This window comes from uncultured Tenacibaculum sp. (assembly GCF_947494125.1).
Classification (GTDB): Bacteria; Bacteroidota; Bacteroidia; order Flavobacteriales; family Flavobacteriaceae; genus Polaribacter.
This window is the reverse complement of the sequence record NZ_CANLTU010000001.1, coordinates 18,944-39,588: the sequence shown is the minus strand read 5'-3', so window position 1 is coordinate 39,588 and position 20,645 is coordinate 18,944. Positions and strand designations below refer to the sequence as shown.

13 protein-coding genes are annotated in these 20,645 nt (G+C 30.9%); 10 read left to right on the top strand and 3 right to left on the bottom strand.

Annotation, left to right across the window (positions count from 1 at the left end):
* Positions 1-74 precede the first annotated feature (74 nt).
* The 3 genes from infB to Q0881_RS00190 all read left to right on the top strand — a co-directional run bounded on the left by infB (position 75) and on the right by Q0881_RS00190 (position 4,786).
* Positions 75-2,942, top strand: a complete 2,868-nt coding sequence (gene infB / locus Q0881_RS00200; protein WP_299155830.1) for a translation initiation factor IF-2 — start codon at positions 75-77, stop codon at positions 2,940-2,942.
* Between the two features lie 359 nt (positions 2,943-3,301).
* Entirely contained in the window at positions 3,302-4,285 is a 984-nt protein-coding gene (locus tag Q0881_RS00195; protein ID WP_299155828.1) for a zinc metalloprotease, read from the top strand.
* Positions 4,286-4,372: 87 nt separating this feature from the next.
* Positions 4,373-4,786, top strand: coding sequence for a hypothetical protein (locus Q0881_RS00190; RefSeq protein WP_299155826.1), 414 nt, complete (start codon positions 4,373-4,375; stop codon positions 4,784-4,786).
* A gap of 55 nt (positions 4,787-4,841) precedes the next feature.
* Here Q0881_RS00190 and Q0881_RS00185 read toward each other — a convergent pair whose 3' ends face one another.
* From Q0881_RS00185 to Q0881_RS00175, 3 genes are all read right to left on the bottom strand, one after another.
* Entirely contained in the window at positions 4,842-6,035 is a 1,194-nt protein-coding gene (locus Q0881_RS00185; RefSeq protein WP_299155825.1) for a multidrug transporter, read from the bottom strand.
* Between the two features lie 32 nt (positions 6,036-6,067).
* Positions 6,068-8,884 (bottom strand): TonB-dependent receptor, encoded by a 2,817-nt coding sequence (locus Q0881_RS00180; protein ID WP_299155823.1) that lies wholly within the window; start codon positions 8,882-8,884, stop codon positions 6,068-6,070.
* A 211-nt stretch (positions 8,885-9,095) separates the two neighbouring features.
* Positions 9,096-11,426 (bottom strand): TonB-dependent receptor, encoded by a 2,331-nt coding sequence (locus Q0881_RS00175; protein WP_299155821.1) that lies wholly within the window; start codon positions 11,424-11,426, stop codon positions 9,096-9,098.
* A 131-nt stretch (positions 11,427-11,557) separates the two neighbouring features.
* On the opposite strand from Q0881_RS00175, the gene Q0881_RS00170 reads away from it, so the two are divergent.
* The 7 genes from Q0881_RS00170 to kbl are packed head-to-tail and all read left to right on the top strand — an operon-like array spanning position 11,558 to position 20,559.
* Complete coding sequence (locus Q0881_RS00170) at positions 11,558-12,214, top strand: metal-dependent transcriptional regulator (protein WP_299155820.1); 657 nt, start codon at positions 11,558-11,560, stop codon at positions 12,212-12,214.
* A 1-nt stretch (position 12,215) separates the two neighbouring features.
* Positions 12,216-13,127 carry a zinc ABC transporter substrate-binding protein gene (locus Q0881_RS00165; RefSeq protein WP_299155818.1) on the top strand — a complete coding sequence of 304 codons (912 nt, stop codon included), beginning with the start codon at positions 12,216-12,218 and terminating at the stop codon, positions 13,125-13,127.
* A gap of 1 nt (position 13,128) precedes the next feature.
* On the top strand, positions 13,129-13,866 hold the full coding sequence (locus Q0881_RS00160; protein ID WP_299155817.1) for a metal ABC transporter ATP-binding protein: 738 nt from the start codon (positions 13,129-13,131) through the stop codon (positions 13,864-13,866).
* A complete protein-coding gene (locus Q0881_RS00155; protein WP_299155815.1) occupies positions 13,866-14,990 on the top strand; it encodes a metal ABC transporter permease in 1,125 nt (374 codons plus the stop codon). Before Q0881_RS00160 ends, Q0881_RS00155 begins: the two co-directional genes overlap by 1 nt.
* Positions 14,983-16,143 (top strand): metal ABC transporter permease, encoded by a 1,161-nt coding sequence (locus Q0881_RS00150; RefSeq protein WP_299155813.1) that lies wholly within the window; start codon positions 14,983-14,985, stop codon positions 16,141-16,143. The genes Q0881_RS00155 and Q0881_RS00150 overlap by 8 nt, the downstream gene beginning before the upstream one ends.
* 51 nt (positions 16,144-16,194) lie before the next feature.
* Positions 16,195-19,317, top strand: a complete 3,123-nt coding sequence (locus Q0881_RS00145) for a UvrD-helicase domain-containing protein (RefSeq protein ID WP_299155811.1) — start codon at positions 16,195-16,197, stop codon at positions 19,315-19,317.
* 48 nt (positions 19,318-19,365) lie between these two features.
* On the top strand, positions 19,366-20,559 hold the full coding sequence (kbl, locus tag Q0881_RS00140; RefSeq protein WP_299155809.1) for a glycine C-acetyltransferase: 1,194 nt from the start codon (positions 19,366-19,368) through the stop codon (positions 20,557-20,559).
* Positions 20,560-20,645: the final 86 nt, after the last annotated feature.

The following is a 20,645-nucleotide window of genomic DNA, read 5'->3' as shown; positions in this document are numbered from 1 at the left end:
CAAATAGAGAAAAAGAACATAACTATACTTATAGTATAAAGTGTGTTTTTTGAATATAAAGTATAAAATAATTTATGGCTGAAGGCAACAAATTAAGACTCAATAAAGTATTAAGAGAATTAAACATTTCTTTAGATAGAGCAGTAGAACACTTGGCTAAAAATGGTCACGATATAGAAGCGCGTCCTACTACAAAAATTTCTGATAAGGAGTATCAAATATTATTTGATGGATTTCAAACAGATAAATCAAAGAAAGTAGCCTCTAAAGAAGTAAGCGAAGAAAAGCGTAAAGAAAAAGAGGAAATTCGTCAGCAATTAGAAGTAGAGCAAGAGAAGAAAAGATTAGAAGACGAAGCTAAAAGACAAGAAGTTTTAAAGGCCAAAGCTAAAAAATTAGAACTTAAAACTGTTGGGAAGATTGATGTAAAGACCGGGAAAGCAGTTGAAGATAAAAAAGAAGAACCTAAAAAGGTTGAAAAACCAAAAGAGGTAAAAGAGGTAAAAGAAGAACCTAAAAAGGAAGCTCCTGTTCAAGAAACCCCAAAAGTTGAAAAGCCAGCTGTTAAGGTAGAAGAAAAGAAAGAGGAACCTGTAAAGGTTGAAAAACCTAAGATAGTGAAACCTGAAGTAGTAAAAACTGAAGCACCTAAAAAAGTCGAATTGAAAGAGACTAAAAAGAAGGTAGTGGAAACGAAAAAAGAGGAGGTAAAAGCAGAAAAACCTGTTGAAGTTACACCTGAAAATGCTGAGAAAATTAAAACTCAGTATAAAAAACTTGATGGTCCTAAAATTACAGGTCAGAAAATTGATTTAAAACAATTTGAAAGACCTAAAAAGAAGAAGCCAGAAGCTAAAACTGATGGGGACAAGAAGAAGCGTAAAAGAATTAGTAAACCTGGAGCACCAGGAACTGGTAATGCTTCAAAACCAGGACAAAATAGAGGAGGGCCAAACCGTGGAGGAGGAAACCGAGGTGGAAATCGTCCAGGATTTAGAGGTAGAGGGGCGCAAAGACCAGCTATTAAGAAAGAAGAACCAACAGAAGCAGAAGTACAAAAACAAGTGCGTGAAACTTTAGAAAGACTTCAAGGTAAATCTAAAAAAGGAAAAGGAGCTAAGTACCGTAGAAATAAAAGAGATGCTCACCGTGAACAATCTGAAGCAGATTTACAAGCAGCACAAGCAGAAAGTAAAATTTTAAAAGTAACAGAATTTGTTACTGTAAGTGAGGTTGCTACGATGATGGATGTTCCTGTAACTAACATTATTTCTTCATGTATGATGTTAGGAATGATGGTAACAATGAATCAGCGTTTAGATGCTGAAACATTATCTATAGTTGCAGAAGAATTTAATTATACAGTAGAATTTGTTGGAGCTGAAGTAGAGGAATCTATTGAAGAAGTTGAAGATAAACCAGAAGATTTAGAAACTCGTGCACCTATTATTACAGTAATGGGTCACGTAGATCACGGTAAAACATCGTTATTAGATTATATTCGTAAAGCGAATGTAATTGAAGGAGAATCTGGAGGGATTACACAACATATTGGTGCTTATGCAGTAAAAGTTGGAGACCAAAAAATAGCATTCTTAGATACACCAGGTCACGAGGCCTTTACAGCGATGCGTGCACGTGGAGCTCAAGTAACAGATTTAGTAATTATTGTAGTGGCTGCTGATGATGATGTAATGCCACAAACAAAAGAGGCAATATCTCACGCACAAGCTGCAGGAGTTCCAATTATATTTGCAATCAACAAGATTGATAAACCAAATGCAAATCCAGATAATATTAAAACACAACTTTCTGCTATGAATTTATTAGTAGAAGATTGGGGGGGGAATATTCAATCTCAAGAAATATCTGCTAAAACAGGTCAGGGAGTTGAAGATTTACTTGAAAAAGTATTATTAGAAGCAGAGGTGTTAGAATTAAAAGCTAACCCAGATAAAAATGCAACAGGAGCTGTAGTAGAAGCTTTATTAGATAAAGGTAGAGGATATGTATCAACTATTTTAGTACAAGCAGGTACTTTAAAAATTGGAGACTATATTTTAGCAGGAAAACATAGTGGTAAAGTAAGAGCTATGTTTGATGATAAAGGAGCAAAAGTTTTAGCAGCAGGACCTTCTACGCCAGTATCAATTTTAGGTTTAGACGGTGCACCACAAGCTGGTGACAAGTTTAATGTATTTGAAGATGAGCGTGAAGCGAAGCAAATTGCAGCAAAACGTTCTCAATTACAACGTGAGCAATCCGTAAGAACGCAAAAAACATTAACATTAGCAGAAATTGGTCGTCGTATTGCGTTAGGAGATTTCAAAGAGCTAAACATTATCTTAAAAGGAGATGTAGATGGTTCAGTAGAAGCCTTAACAGATTCATTCCAAAAATTATCTACAGAAGAGATTCAAGTAAATATTTTACATAAAGGAGTTGGAGCAATTACAGAATCGGATGTATTATTAGCAACTGCTTCAGATGCAATTATTGTAGGATTTAATGTACGTCCACAAGGAAATGCACGTGTGGTAGCAGATAGAGAAGAAGTTGATATCAGAACATACTCAATTATCTATGATGCGATCAACGACTTAAAAGATGCAATGGAAGGAATGTTATCTCCTGAAATGAAAGAAGAAGTTCTTGGTAATGTTGAAATTAGAGAGGTTTATAAAATTTCTAAAGTTGGTAATATTGCAGGATGTATGGTAATGAATGGTAAGATTACCAGAGATGCTAAAATTCGTATTATTAGAGATGGAATTGTTGTTCACGATGGTTTACTAACTTCATTAAAACGTTTTAAAGACGATGTGAAAGAAGTAACAAAAGGATATGATTGTGGTCTTCAAATAAAAGGATATAACGATATTAAAGAAGGTGATAGTATAGAAGCTTATACTGAAATAGCAGTTAAGAAAAAGCTTAAATAAATTTTCTTAAATTTTATAAAAAAGACGTCTTAATATTTAAGACGTCTTTTTTTGTTTATAAAAATTTATTTTTATAATTGATCTTTTTATGGATTTCACCTTTATTTTTTATTCTTTGTTTCTTTATCAAATATAGGCTTAGTAAGTGATGAATAAAAGGATTTCTGTATTGTTATATTTGTTTTTTTGGTTAAAAAAAATATCTATATATTTGAAATCGTTAATAAACCCTTCAAGTTATTATTAATGTGATAAAATTTTAACATGTTTTAGTATTTAACTTGTTTAGGTTTTTTAATAAAACCAATGTCGTTTATAAAACGATTTATTACTTAACTAAATTTTAAAATTTTCACAACATGAAAAGAATTTTTCTAACAATGGCAATCGCTGCTGGATTATTAGTAGGCTGTCAAACAAATGAACAAAATCCAAACTTAGAACCTGGGCTTGAATCGTCAGCAGATTTAGCAGCTTTACCAAGAGCAGAAAAGCAATGTTTTGCTAATGATGTATTGAATGCAAATATGGCTAAAGATTCAGGATTAAAGGATAGAATGGATGAAATAGAGTCTTTTACTGCAAATTACGTGGCAAAAGTTGAAAAAGGAGAGTTACAATCTAGATTAGTAAATGGTAAAATTCAAATACCAGTTGTATTTCACGTTATCTATAAAAGGTCTAGCGAGAATGTGTCATTATCAAACTTACAAGGTCAGATTGATGCAATGAATGAAGATTTTAACTTACAAAATCCAAATAGAGGAGCTATGCCAGCTGAATTTGCAGGTGTTGAAGCTAATGTAGATATTGATTTTGTTATCGAAGATGTAATTAGAGTTCAAAACAAAAAGAAAAGAAGTTGGAGACCAAATGATGATATGAAATTTTCTTCAAAAGGAGGAAGTGATGTAGTTAACCCGCAAGAATTTTTAAATATTTGGGTTGTTAATTACATGCCATACCAAGGAGGTCAAATTTTAGGATACGCGCAATTCCCTGGAGGTAGTTGGTCTACCGATGGTGTTGTTATGGCTGCTCCATTTGTTGGTGCAAACCAAAGAACTGCTACTCACGAAGTAGGACACTGGTTAAACTTACGTCACATTTGGGGTGATGGTGGATGTGGAGCTAGCGATTTTGTTGCTGATACTCCAGATGCAGATGGAAATAGTAGAGGATGTCCATCTTATCCAACAATTGAATGTGGAAGTGCTAATATGACAATGAATTTTATGGATTATTCTGATGATAGCTGTATGTATATGTTTACTGATGGTCAAAAGACAAGAATGGATGCTGTTTTTGCTCCTGGAGGTTTTAGAGCAACTATGGCAGATTAATTTGAATACATAGAAAATTTATATATTAAGACGTTTTTTAATTAAAAAGCGTCTTTTTTATATTTATAAAGCATAAAAAATTTAAAAATGAAATATTCTAAAATAGTAGTTATGTTTTTTATTTTATTAATAACGAGTTGCTCAGCTCAAAATTTTAGTGAAATAAACTATAAAGCACATACAAGAGGTAGTGCTGTTGAAATTGTAGTTAAAAACAATACGATTAAATATCGGACAAACAATAATAAAAAGGAATTTAAGCTAGCTAAAGAAGAAATTAAACATTTAAATGAGATAATAAAAGGTATTAGTTTAAAAGAGATTGGGGAGTTAGAATCACCAACAAATAAAAGGTTTAGTGATGGAGCATTAATTGCTAATTTTAGAATTGTAGTTGAGAATAAAAAATATACATCTTCAACTTTTGATGCTGGTAACCCACCAAAGGAATTAAAAAAACTAGAAGACCTTTTGTATAGTTTGATAAAGTTAAAAGAATAAAAAAGCCGAGCATATGCTCGGCTTTTTTATTCTTAAGGGTAAAAGAAAAAGATTATTATTGTCTAGTCCAGTTAGCTCCCCAAGTAGTATAATCTGTTCCAGCAGCAGCTGCGTTTTCAGTTAAGAAATCAGCCATTGTAAAAGTAACTCCAGTATCGTTTTTCATTTTAGTTGTAACATCATCAAATTTAACGTCTGTAGCTTTTAAGTCTCCATTAGTTACACCAGTACCAGTAGGATTATCAGTAGCATCACCATCAAGATCAAATCCTTCAGCAAAACCAATTAATAAAACGTTTGTAAAGATTCCTTGAGTACCAGCTCTTAAACGAACAGCTTCATTTCCTGTACCAGAACCTAATCCTTCAATTGTTAAATTAGTAACAGTAGGCTTAGAGAAGTATTTAGGAGTAGATAAATTTCCTATATCTGTATTATAACCATCAGCTTCAATACCTTTATCATGGTCAGTTCCATGTTTTACGTAAGCATTAGTAATAGTACCAGTATATCCTTCAGTCCAGTCGATAGAATCATCTTGAGCGTTCACAACAGAAACATAGTCTACGTTTACCGTTCCTCCAAAAAATTCAACACCATCATCTTTACCTTCAAACATTTGAATATATTCTATAGTAGTTTTATTACCTACACCATAGAAAGAAAAACCATTGTTTTCAGATTGACCATCTGCTTTACCACCTGAGTATTCAACTCTTACATAACGTAAAGTACCAGAATTGTCATCAGAAATATTTCCTCCATAAGGTAAACTTGCAATTTCTGATGTAGAAGTAGCAGTTCCTCCCGCTACTGAATTAATAGGAGCTTTTCCTAATAAAATCAATCCACCCCAGTCACCAGCATTAGGTGTATTTGCATTAGAAGTAAAAATAATTGGTTGACTTGAAGTTCCTTCGGCTATAATTTTTGCTCCTTGTCCTATTGCTAAATATACATCAGCACCAGTTGCAGCAGCTTTAATTACTGTTCCAGCAGGAATTGTTAAAGTTGTACCGTTTTCAAAAATGGTTGGTCCTGTTATAGTATAACACTTTGATGCATCTAAAGTTAAATCAGCAGTGTAGTTTCCTTTTAATTCAACGTCACAAGTTGTATTTGTTGTTCCTCCTCCGTTGTTATTTGTTGTACTATTATCATTTATAATGATATCTGCGGTATCATCATCTCCACATGAAGTAAATAAAGTAGCTGCTAAAGCTAATCCTAGTAAAAAATTATTTTTCATTTTTTTAAAGTTTAATATGTTTTATTTAGTTGTTAAAATTTGTATTTAAGACCTAAGCTAATATTAGTTCCTCTTTTATATTTTGTAAGAATAACATCTCCAATAGATGTATTTTCTCTAATTCTTTTAATTGACGGGTCCAATAAATTTTTAGCTTTTAAATTTACTTCCCATTGTTCTCCAATTTTATTTTTCCAAATGAAGTCTAAAGTTGGTATTCCTTTTTCAATAATATTACCTAAAGCACCTGCTCCTAAAGCATCGATTCTGTCTGAGAAATATGAAAAAACTAATGATGTAATTGGCTTATAGTTTTTGAAATTAACTGGACTATAATTAATGTTAGCATTTATTAAGATTGGAGAAGCTCCTTGAAGCTCATCACTATCTCTATTAAATGTTGTGCTGTAACGAGAAACACCTGTTATATTTTGTTTCAAGTCTTGTTTTGTATGCATATAAGTAAAGTTGAAACCCGCAGAAATTAATGTATCATCGTCTTCATTTTTAATTAGGTTTTTACGTGCTTCTAATTCTACACCTAAAACAGTGGCTTTGTCTCCAGTTCTAAAATAACGTTGATTACCAGCAGCACTATTTGCTATTACTAAGTTTACAGGATCGTTAATTTGTTTTCCAAAGGCAGCTATAGATAATAATTCATCTTTAGAAATAAACCATTCATATTTTAAATCAAGATTAAAAACTTTTGAAAAAGATGGATTGTCTAATAAATCTGGATTACCTCCTACTCTTTGACCAATACCTTCGTAAATAAAAGGAGCTACTTCCTTAAACTCTGGTACAGATACAGTTTGACTAAAGTTAAAACGTAAATTTTGATCTTCGTTTAATGAATATTTAAGATTTAAACTAGGTAAGAAAAACGTTTCTGAAGCATTTCTATAGCCAGGATCGTTAGGGTTAATATTAATTACTTTATAACTAATATCTTGAGCAAAAGATTCAACCCTTATACCAGGTACGATTACCCATTTTTCACCAGCCTTTATTTCAGCAGAAGCATAACCTGCATGTATTCTTAATTCACCATTATAAGTGTTTTCATGTATACCAGGTAAACTAGCAATATTACTATTTTCGTAACCAGGTATTTTTCTAAAAACATCTAATCTAAATATTTTACCAGTTTGGTTTTTTAATATTTGAGCATTGTTAATATTGAATATTGCATTGAAATTATTTACATCAGTTATCTCATATTGTTTATTTAAAATATCATACCCATATCTAATATTTTCAAAATTTCTTTCTTTAATTCTTCCGTTATACCCAAAGTTTAAATTTAAATTTTCCGATGCTTTATATGTTAAGTTAACTCTACTGTTTAACTCTTCATCAATAATTTTTTGAAAATAACGTTGATTGTCAAATGAGTTATTTGTGTAAAATACAGGGTTTGTACTTGGGTCGTTATCTAAAGAATAATGAAAGTTTTCTATACTTATTCTTTTTCTATCTGGTTCGTGTGCAAAAACATTATTGTAACCAATACCCCAAGTTAATTTTAATTTGTTGTCTTCAAATCTGTGATCACCAGTTAATTGATTTACAAAAACTAAATCTTGATTGTATTGAACATTCATTTGGTAGAAACCTTTATCAGTATCTTTTAAAGCATCTCTATTTTGTCCTAAACCTCTATACCCATAATATCCAACTTCATCTCCTGAATTATTTAAGAAAAGCGATGTGTATTTTAATTTATGCTCGCTGTTAATTCTGTATAAAGCGCTTAACATAGCAGTGGTAGAAGTACTATAAGAATATTCTTTTGCGTTTGGATATCTCTTTTTAAATACATTAGAAAAATCTACAACAGGTCCTTCTCTGTACTCAAAACCTCTACTAAATGACGCAGTTCCGAAAAGACTTAATCTAGATCCGTCTTTAAAATCAAAAGACTTACCAGCATTAATACCAATTGAGTTGTTAATTGGGCTACCAGCATTTACAGGATCAACTCCGTGAGAAAGTACAACTGCGTAAGGGTTATGTTTAAATCTATTGTAATATCCAAAATTTCCAGTACCTTCACTTTTCTTAAAGTCTTCACCCATAGCTCTTGAGTTTACTCCAGAACCAAGGCTGATTTCAACAAAACCATCTCCTTTATATTCTTTCGAAGAAACGTCAATATTACCAGCAGCAAAATCTCCATAAAAATTTGATGAGTATGCTTTACTTATAGATACATTTTGAATAATATCTGAAGGGAATAAATTTAAATCTATATTCTTCTTACCAATATTATTAGACGGTAATGATAAACCGTTCATTGTTGTGTTTAAATAGCGATCACCTAAACCACGAACATAAACATTGTTAGAGCCTTCTTGTTTAGAAACACCAGATATTTTAGATACAGCTCCTGCAGCATCTGAAATTCCTTTTGATGATAATTCTTCAGCACCAATACTTTCTTTTATAATTACTGCTTTCTTTTGATCTAATAATAAGGCACTTGCTTTATCTTTACTTGTAGTAGCTTTAATTTCAACTTCGTCAAGAGTTACTCCTTCATTGGCTCCTAATTGATGATTTACAATTAAAATTTCTCCAGCTTTAATTATAATAGCTTTTTCTATGGTTTGATAACCTATGAAGCTAAAAACGATTGTTTGATTTCCTACAGGAACATTTAAAGTGTACTTACCATCCATATCAGTAGTTGCACCAATTGTAGTTCCTTTTATAAAAACATTAGCAAAAGGTAATGCTTCTCCATTCATCTCTTTATCTGTAAGTGTACCGGACACAGTTCCTTTGTTTTGAGAAAAAGCAAAATTGCAAAGGCTTAAAAGAGTAATAAATATTAATTTTTTCATTCTAGTTACTTGAGTTCTTTAAATACCCTGCAAATGTGAAACTAGATTGTAAAGCTAATGTTAGATATAAATTATGCTTATTTTATTAGAATGTTTCTTAAATGTTAATTGAATCGTGTAATGTTATGCTGGTATTAATTCTATATTACGTAAAAAAGGAAAGCCTATATAGCTTCCCTTTTTTACATAATATTAAATGAATGTAGTTTTTTTATTTAAAAATTCTAAAACCAATAACATAAGTTCTAGGGTTAGCAGGACCATAAATAAAGTTACTATCACGTTCTTTACCTATATCGAATTTTGTTTGATAATTATCAAAAACATTTTTAATACCAGCGGTAAGCTCAACATTAGTTTTTAGCTTTTCTAATTCAAATTTATAGCTAGCGTTCATTCCTAAGTTGAAAAATGAAGGAGATTTAAAATACTCGTCTTTAATTAAATTTTGATTAGAAGCTAAGTGTAATACATCCATTTCTCCGGTATACACTAAATTTAAAGCTGTTTTAAATTTTTGATTAGGAGTGTATGTAGCAGTTGCATACCCATAAGTATTTGGTGTACGTAAAAACTCCCTCTTAGGAGTAAGTTCATTAGAGTTGTTTATAGCAGTATTATATTTACTTGATTGATACGTAAACCCGGCGTCTAATTGAAAGATTCCATCATAGTTTAAACGAGTTTCTAATGTAATTCCTTTTACTACTGCGCCATCACCATTTCTTTTTTCAAATACCTCTCCAAATTGATCTGTACCAATAGATTCTAAATAAAAAGCATCGTTTAATTGAGTGTAAAAACTTTCAACAGTAAATCCATAAATATAATGTTCTGTAGGTTTATCGTAATTAAAAGAAACAGTATAGCTATTAGAACGTTCTCTTTTTAAATCATCAGCAAGTAGAACTCTAGAAATACCGCCACCAGCAAAAGCAATATGTAAATCGGTATCAAAAGCTTGCGGTGCTCTAAAACCGGTTCCCCAAGTAGCTCTTAATTGTGTTTTTTCAAAAGGTTTAAATAATAAAGATACTCGAGGACTTGCAACATTATTGGTTATTAGTTTTTTAGTTCCATCTTTTTTTAAAGCATTTAGTTTATGATGATCGTAACGAATACCTGCTAATAAATTCCACTTATCATTAATTTCCCAATCACTTTGGAAGAAGAAACCGTAATTTTTTGTTACTTGATCTACGACATATTGATATGCTTTGATTTCGTCAAAAACATCATCTTGAACAAATTCACTCCCAACTGTTAATACATTATTTCCTTTTAAGAAATCTTCTAATTTATGATTAAACTGAAGCCCTCCCTGAAAAGTTGTAGTTTCTGAATTTCCATAAGGAGGGTTTGCTAAATGTGCTGTGTCTTCTGGAGTTCCTACATCTGGACGAATTCCTGTGTAATGCTCTCTTCCTGTATATTGTGAAGCAAAATAAGTAATTAAAGAACTTTTGTTATCATTAAAATTAATTTGATAATCTACATTACCAACATATACATCATGTGTTCTTTCTTCAGATTGTAATGCAAAGTGAGGAGCATTTTTAATCATTTCGCCACCATAACGATATTCGTTCATTTTACTAAAATTAACCTCTATTTTTTGATTTTCAGTTGGTAAGAAAAACATATTAGTACCAAAAGAATTGTTTTTTAATTGAGGAAGTTCGGAGAAATTATCACCATTATGATCATATATTTCACGAGCTCTATTATTAATGAAAAATGAGATTCCAGCATTTTTATCTTCATTAACCACCGTAGCATTACCTGCAATAATATGATCAGAAGCACCTTTAAGGTTTTGGTAAGTATACCCAATACTATAGTCGTCTTTTTTAGGTATTTTGGTTATAACATTTACGGTGCCACCAATAGCACTCGATCCATATAAAGCAGAACCTCCACCACGAACAACTTCAATACGATCTATCATGTTAGTTGGAATTTGTTCTAAGCCATATAACCCAGTTAGAGGACTAAAAATTGGTCGTCCATTAATTAATATCTGAGAATAACCCCCAGAGAGCCCATTCATTCGTAATTGAGTATAGTTGCAAGTTTGGCAATCAGTTTCAACACGTAAACCTGTTTGAAATTTTAGACCTTCAGATAAATTACATGCTTGTACATCTGCTAAGGTTTGGCTATTAATAACATTTACAATTACTGGGTTTTTTGTGCTTCTTCTATCAGTTCGAGTACCAGTAACAGTAACTTGATCTAATATTTCTGCATGTTCAGTTAAAGAAAAATTAATGATATTTTTTTTAGTTGCTGATATATTTAGTTGTTTTTGAGAAGAAATAAAGCCCGTAAAAGAAGCAATTAATGTTACTCTTTTATTTTTAATATCTTCTAAAGAGAATTTCCCATCTTCATCCGCATTGGTTCCTTTGTCACTATTTTTAATAGTGATACTAGCAAAAGGAAGTGTTTCTCCTTTAGAAGTAGTTATTTTCCCTGTAATTGTTTGTGCTTTTGTTAAAGCGGATATAAACAAAAATGTAAATAAAATTACCTTATTCATTGTTTAGAATTAATTATTTTTAGTGATATATGTATTTAAAATTTATGCAAATATAAAATAATTTTTAGTCTAGTCTAAAAATTATTTTATCTAAATCAAAATTTGTATTTTTGTAAAACCAAAAAAGTAAAATGTTTAGTCAGTCAGAAGAAAACTATATAAAAGCAATTTATCATTTAGCAACTGTTTCCGACAAAGGAATTAGTACCAATGCTATAGCTAAGAAGTTAACAACAAAAGCTTCTTCAGTAACAGATATGATTAAAAAATTGTCTGATAAAAAAGTATTGGTTTATAAAAAGTATCAAGGAGTTACCTTAACAGATTTTGGAAAGAGAACAGCGGCTAATATTATTCGTAAACATAGACTGTGGGAAGTTTTCTTAGTAGAGAAACTTAATTTTACTTGGGATGAAGTTCATGAGGTAGCTGAACAGTTAGAGCATATAAAATCTCCAAAACTGATAGATGAATTAGATTCGTTTTTGGGTCATCCTAAAAGAGATCCTCACGGAGATCCAATTCCCGATAAAGAAGGTAATTTACCACAGATACAAAAGAGCTTACTGTCAACACTAGAGAAAAATGAAAAAGGAGTGTGTGTTGGAGTAAACGATACCTCTTCTGAATTTTTACGTTTTTTGGATAAACAAGAAATAGGCTTAGGAAAAAATATAGAAGTCCTAGATAAAGAACCTTTTGATGATTCTTTTTTAGTGAAAATAAACGGGAAAGAAATGACAATATCAAACAAAGTAGCTAACAATATTTATATACAAAAAAACTAAAATGAGAAAAGTAATAGTACTATTTGTAATTTCATTAGCAATAAGCTGTGGTAAAAAAGCAAAAAAGGCAAATGGAAAATTAAATGTAGTTACAACAACTACTATGATTACCGATTTGGTAAAGAATATTGGAGGAGATAAATTAGATGTAAAAGGTTTAATGGGAGCAGGTGTAGATCCGCACTTGTATAAAGCAAGCGAAGGAGATGTATCGAAGTTATTTAATGCCGATGTAGTTATATATAATGGATTGCATTTAGAAGGTAAGTTAGAAGAGGTGTTTGAGAAAATGGAACATCAAAATAAAAAAACGATTGTAGCTTCTAATGCTATTGATAAGAACAACTTAATAAGTTCAGAATTGTTTGCTTCAAATTACGACCCTCATATTTGGTTTGATCTTAGTAACTGGACAAAAATAACATCATACGTTGCTAGTAAATTGGCGGAAATTGATGCAAAAAACGCTGATTTCTATAAAAAAAATGCTAAAATATATTTAGATAAGTTGAGTGCATTGAATAAACAAGTTGAAAATAAAATAAATGAATTACCAGAAGAAAAAAGAATTTTGGTAACAGCACATGATGCATTCAATTATTTCGGAAGGCAACATAAGTTTAACGTAGTTGGTTTACAAGGGTTATCTACAGCAACTGAAGCGGGTGTTCAAGATGTTCAAAAATTAGCGAAGTTTATTATTGAAAATGAAGTGAAAGCAATTTTTGTAGAAAGTTCGGTTCCAAAACGAACTATTGAAGCTTTGCAGGAAGCAGTAAAATCTAAAGGGCAAGAAGTTGTAATCGGCGGAACGTTATATTCTGATGCATTAGGAAGTGCTGGAACAGAAGAAGGAACTTATATAGGAATGTATAAAGCAAATGTTAGTACGATTGTTAACGCACTAAAATAACATGGAAACAAAATACGCAGTAACTGTTGATGATTTAACGGTAGCATATAATTACAAACCGGTACTTTGGGACATTGATTTAGCAATTCCAGAAGGAGTTTTAATGGCAATTGTTGGTCCAAACGGAGCAGGAAAGTCTACCTTAATAAAATCTATTTTAGGAATCATAAATCCAATTGCAGGAAGTGTTTCGATATATGGGAAGCCATATGACAAGCAAAGAAAGTTAGTAGCTTATGTTCCTCAGAAAGGAAGTGTAGATTGGGATTTTCCTACAACAGCTTTAGATGTTGTTATGATGGGGACTTACGGAAGTTTAGGTTGGGTAAAACGCCCAGGAAGTGGGCAGAAAAAAACAGCGTTAGAAGCACTCGAAAAAGTTGGAATGTTACCGTTTAAAAACAGGCAAATTTCCCAACTTTCAGGAGGACAACAACAACGAGTGTTTTTAGCAAGAGCTTTGGCACAAAATGCATCTATTTATTTTATGGATGAACCATTTCAAGGAGTTGATGCTACTACAGAAATAACAATCATTAATATTTTAAAAGAATTACGAAAAGCAGGAAAAACTGTGGTTGTGGTACATCATGATTTACAAACGGTTCCTGAATATTTCGATTGGGTAACTTTTTTAAATGTGAAAAAGATAGCAACAGGACCAGTTAAAGAAATTTTCAATGATGATAATTTAACTAAAACTTACGGAATTAATTATAAAGTAAGTGTGCAACAATAATGGATTTACAAGAATATTTTAAACTCGTTTTTTCAGATTATACACTTCGAACAATTACAATTGGAACTGCTATTTTAGGTGCTATTTGTGGTATGTTGGGTAGTTTTGCTGTGTTAAGAAAACAAAGTTTATTAGGTGATGCAATTTCACATGCATCGCTTCCGGGAATTGCAATTGCTTTTTTAATTACAGGAACAAAAGATACCAATGTTTTATTATTAGGTGCTTTGATAAGTGGATTAATCGGAGCTTTTTGGATTAGAGGAATTGTAAAAAACACACATTTAAAAACAGATACAGCTTTAGGTCTTATTCTATCTGTTTTCTTCGGATTCGGAATGTTGCTTTTAACGTTTATTCAGAAAATGCCAAATGCAAATCAATCAGGTTTAGATAAATTTCTGTTTGGTCAGGCAGCTACACTATTGATTAAAGATGTATGGTTTATGGCTATAGTAACAGCCATTTGTTTAGCGGTATTATTGCTTTTTTGGAAAGAATTTAAGCTCTTGTTATTTGATGCAGACTATGCAAAAACGTTAGGATTTAATATAAAATTTATAGACGCTTTAATTACAAGTTTTATTGTGTTAGCAATTGTATTAGGCTTACAAACAGTAGGAGTTGTTTTAATGAGTGCGATGTTATTGGCACCAGCAGCAGCAGCTCGACAATGGACAAATAGTTTGAGTACTATGGTAGTTTTGGCAGCAGTATTCGGATCACTTTCAGGTGTTGTTGGTACAGGTATTAGTGCAAGTCAGTCTAATTTATCTACTGGGCCAGTAATTGTATTGGTGGCAGCTGTGTTTGTGTTGTTCTCATTTATTTTTTCACCCTCAAGAGGATTACTTTTTCGTCAAATACGTTTTTTAAAGAACCGAAGAGATTTACAATTGCACAAAACATTGTCTTTTATGTTCGACCTTGTTAAGACACATGAAGATAAATCACATCCGCATGCGGTAAAAATCTTGAATAACTTTCAAGGATATACAAGAGGTACTTTAAAAAAGTTAGAAGAGAAAGAATATATAAAGGTGCAGGGAAAAATGTGGTCGATGACAGAAGAAGGATATCAATTTTCGGGTAATTTATATAATCAAAATATAGAAAATGAGTAGTGCTCAAATAGAAATACAGTTAATAGCGAGTTTGGTTGCAATAGCTTGTGCAATACCAGGTGTGTTTTTGGTGTTACGAAAAATGGCATTAATTAGTGATGCAATTAGTCATTCAATTTTGCCAGGTTTGGTAATTGGTTTTTTTATTACGCATGATTTAAATTCTCCATTATTAATTTTAATGGGAGCATTGTCAGGAATTTTAACTGTTGTGTTGGTTGAGTATATTCAAAAAACCAAATTAGTAAAAGAAGATACTGCAATTGGTTTAGTTTTTCCTGCACTGTTTAGTATAGGTGTGCTTTTAATTGCTAAAAACGCAAACGATGTTCATTTAGATGTTGATGCTGTTTTATTAGGTGAATTAGCTTTTGCTCCTTTTGATAGATTATTGATTAACGGAACAGATATTGGACCAAAATCATTATGGATTATCGGAACAATTTTATTAATTACTTTAAGTCTTTTAATAGCTTTCTTTAAAGAGTTAAAAGTGAGTACATTCGATGCAGGTTTGGCAACAGCTTTAGGTTTTTCTCCAGTAGTAATTCATTATGGATTAATGAGTGTCGCATCAATAACAACAGTGGGAGCGTTTGATGCTGTAGGAGCAATTCTAGTAGTTGCGTTAATGATAGCTCCAGCGGCTACGGCATATTTATTAACCAATGATTTGAAGAAAATGTTGATTTTCTCAGTGGTTTTTGGAGTGTTTTCAGCGGTTTCAGGTTATTGGGTAGCACACTGGTTAGATGCTTCTATTTCTGGTTCTATGATTACGGTGCTTGGAGTCGTATTCTTTTTGGTGTATTTGTTTGCTCCTAACAGAGGATTGTTTTCTGTTCTTTACCGTAATAACCAACAACAAAAAGAAGTACAGTTGCTTACTTTTTTATTGCATTTAAATAATCACAAAGAAGAAAACGAAAGACATATTAATCATTTAAATGAGCATATTAATTGGCATAAAGTCAAAGCAAAATCGATTGTAGATTTAGCCGAGAAAAATAATATGATATTTATAGAAGATCAAATAATATCATTAACCCAAAAAGGGAAAGTTTTTACAGAGAAAGCAATAGATTATATTATTACAAATGATGACTCTAAGATAGAGTCAATGAAAAAAGATTTCTTTTTATTTAGAGGATAAAAACAAGGTAACTTTATGTAAATTCGTACAATTAGTATCAAAAAAATAATTGTGCAACAAACGTCAACATTTCAAGTATATAACGCATCAGCTGGAAGCGGAAAGACCTTTACGTTAGTTAAAGAGTATTTAAAAGTGCTATTAAACTCTAGTGATATTTTTCGTTTTCAAAAAGTATTAGCAATAACTTTTACTAATAAAGCAGCTGGAGAAATGAAGGAACGTGTCTTAGAAAATTTGCATGATTTTTCAGAAGGATTAGAAAACGATTTGCTTAAACTCATAATTAAAGAAATACCAGTTGAAAAAACAGTTATTCAAGAACGTAGTAAAAAAATTATAGAAGTAATACTACAAAACTACTCGGCTTTTTCAATTACTACTATTGACAGTTTTACACATAAAATAATTAAAAGTTTTGCATACGATTTAGGTTTGTCTTTAAATTTTGAAGTCGAAATGGATGCAATTTCTTTATTGAATGAGGCAGTGGATATTTTAATTTCTAAAATAGGAACAGATAAAGATTTAACGAAATTATTAATTGATTTTTCTTTAGATAAAGCTGATGATGATAAATCTTGGGATATTTCGAGAGAGTTAAGTGAATTTTCTAGAATTTTATTAAATGAAGATGACACCAAACATTTTAGAGAATTAGCAAATAAAAAATTAGAAGACTTCACGGGGTTAAAAGTAAAGTTGTCCAAGCATCAAAAAGAAATAAAAGAACGTTTACAAGAAATAGGCAATAAAGGATTGCAAATTATTGAAGAAGCTCAGTTAAATCATAAAGATTTTTATAGATCAATGCTGCCAAATCATTTTGTAGCATTGTCTCAAACTCCAGAGAAAGCAAAGTTTTTTGAAGATTCAAAACTTAGAGAAAGAATAGAAGAAAATAATTTCTATTCAAAATCAAAATCTGATGCTATAAAAATGGCTATAGAAGGAGTTTTGCCAGATTTGTTAAATCTGTACATGAAATCTGAAAAAATGTATCAGCAGCATTTAATGAACAAACTGGTGTTAAAGAGTATTATTCCATTAGCAGTTTTAAATTATATAAACATAGAACTCACAGAAATAAAAGAAGAAAATAACCTTCGATTAAATGCAGAGTTCAATCAATTGATATCAGATAATATAAAAGATCAGCCAGCACCGTTTATTTATGAGCGCATAGGACAGCGATTTATGCATTATTTTATTGATGAAATGCAAGATACTTCAGTATTACAATGGCAAAATCTTATTCCGTTAATAGATAATGCATTGTCGCAAGAAAACGCTAATTTGTTATTGGTTGGAGATGGTAAACAGGCTATATATCGTTGGAGAGGAGGTAAAGCAGAACAGTTTATAAATTTAGGTTCGGAAGTGGAAAATCCATTTTATATACCTAAAGAAATAAAAACATTAGAAACAAATTACAGAAGCTTCTCTGAAGTAATTAATTTTAATAATTCATTCTTTCAGCATACAGCTAATTTCCTTCAAAATGAAAACTATAAGCAACTGTTTATAGAAGGAAATAAACAAATAGTGAATGCAAAAAAAGGAGGAGTTGTTTCGATATCTTTTTTAGAAAAAGAAGAAGAGAAAGAAGATGAATTAGTAAAGTATCCTCAGAAAGTTTTAGAAACTATTAAAGGATTGCAAGATGATTTTTTGTTGAATGAAATTTGTGTATTGGTAAGAAAAAGAAAAGATGGAATAGCAGTAGCAAATTATTTGTCTGAAAATGGAATTAACATTATTTCCTCAGAAACACTATTATTACAAAATAGTACCAAAGTTAATTTGGTAATAAACGTTTTGCAAGTGCTTCAACATTCCAATGATAAGGAAACATTGTTAGAAGTATTATATTTTTTACACAACCATTTACAATTAAAGACAGATAGGCATTCATTTATTTCAGAGTTTATTCATCAATCAAATGAAATAATATTTCAAGAGCTAAAAAAATACGGAATATCGTTTGAATTATCAACCTTTCATCAATTACCATTTTATGAAAAAGTAGAAGAAATAATTCGAAGTTTTAAATTGATAAATTCTTCGGATGCTTATGTGCAATTTTTTTTAGATGTAGTTTTAGAGCAACAAAGAAAAGGTACAAGTATTCAAGAATTTTTAGAGTTTTGGGAAGAGAAAAAAAATAATTTAAGTATTGTAGTTCCAGAAAGTGGAAATGCAGTACAAATAATGACTATTCACAAATCAAAAGGGTTGGAATTTCCAGTGGTTATTTTTCCATATGATTTGGATATTTATCGACAATTAAATCCAAAAGTTTGGTTAAATGAGTTGCCAGAAAACTTTAAAGATTTTAAAGAATTGTTAGTTCCGTTTAATAAAGATCTCAATTATTTAAATGATAGAGGAGCAGAAATATATAGAAATCAACGAGAAGAATTAGAATTAGATAATTTAAACTTATTGTATGTTGCTTTAACAAGAGCTGTAGAGCAACTTTATATTATAACAGAAAAAAGAATTTCAAAAGCAGGTGAGAATACAAATTACTATTCAGGTATTTTTATTAATTACTTAAAGAAAATTGATAAATGGGAAGATGAGGTTTTGGAGTATTGTTTTGGAAATAAAGAAAGAATTTCAAAAAAAGAAGAGGTAGAGTCTTTAACAAGTATTCAAGAAGCTTTTATATCAACACCCTGGCAAGAACATAATATAAAAATGTTAGCAAGTGCTTCTAGATTATGGAATACAGAGCAAGAAAAAGCAATTAAATTCGGAAATCTTATTCATGAGATTATGTCGAAAATAATAACAAAAGCAGATGTTGAAAAAATAATAAAACAATATACACAACAAGGAATTATAGATAATAAAGAGTCACAATTTATAAAGGAAGATATTAATAGAATTGTAAGCCATCCAGAATTAGAAAAGTATTATTCAAAAGAAGTAGTGGTATATAATGAAAGAGAAATAGTAGATGTAGATAATCAAATTATGATTCCAGATCGACTTGTTTTTAACAAGCAAGGAGAAATTATAATAATTGATTATAAAACCGGAAAACCATCTAAGAGTTATCATCAACAGTTATTAAGATATGAACGAGTATTAAAGTCTATGAATTTTGTTGTTAATAAAAAACTGCTCATATATATTAATGAAAAAAATTTGATTGAAGAGGTTTAAAAATTAACTTTGGCTTTTTAAAAAGCAAACAACTTTCAAACATAAATTATGTACGGAAAAATAAAAGATCAATTGCAACAAGAAATTCAGGATATTAAAGATGCTGGGTTGTATAAATCAGAAAGAATTATAACATCATCGCAAGACGCGGTAATTAAAGTTTCAACAGGAGAAGAGGTAATCAATTTTTGCGCAAATAATTATTTAGGATTATCAAATCATCCAGAAGTAATACAAGCAGCAAAAGATACTATGGATACTCATGGTTTTGGAATGTCATCAGTGCGTTTTATTTGTGGTACTCAAGATATACATAAGAGTTTAGAGCAGAAAATAGCCAACTTCTATACAACAGAAGATACTATTTTGTATGCAGCAGCTTTCGATGCTAATGGAGGTGTTTTTGAACCATTATTAACAAAAGAGGATGCAATAATCTCAGATAGTTTAAACCACGCATCAATTATAGATGGTGTTCGTTTGTGTAAAGCAGCAAGATATCGTTACGCTAATAATGATATGGCAGCATTAGAAGAACAATTAATAGAGGCAAATAAACAGAATCATCGATTTAAAGTTATAGTAACAGATGGAGTTTTCTCTATGGATGGAATTGTAGCTAAGCTTGATGAAATTTGTGATTTAGCGGATAAATACGATGCATTGGTAATGGTAGATGAGTGTCATGCAGCTGGATTTATAGGAAAGACAGGAAGAGGTACCGTGGAACTTAAAAATGTAATGGATCGTGTAGATATTGTAACAGGAACTCTAGGGAAAGCTTTAGGAGGAGCAATGGGAGGTTATACTACAGGTAAAAAAGAAATTATTGAAATACTACGTCAACGTTCACGTCCTTATTTATTTTCAAACTCATTAGCACCAGCAATTGTTGGAGCATCCTTAAAAGTATTTGACTTACTGTCTAATGATACCACACTAAGAGATAAATTGGAATGGAATACCAATTATTTCAGAGAGGAAATGGAAAAAGCAGGTTTTGATTTGGTAGGAGCAGATGCTGCAATAGTACCAGTAATGCTATATGATGCAAAATTATCGCAAATAATGGCTAATAAATTATTAGAAGAAGGAATTTACGTAATTGGTTTTTTCTTCCCGGTAGTACCAAAAGAGAAAGCTAGGATTCGAGTGCAATTGTCAGCAGCACATGAAAAAGAACACATAGATAAAGCTGTAAATGCTTTTATTAGAGTAGGAAAAGAGTTAAATGTCATATAAAGATATTAAGTCAAAAACTTGGAATTCTTATAAGTTTTTGTAGATTTGCTTTTGTAAATAAGTTTTAACAACTTACATTTGCGCTA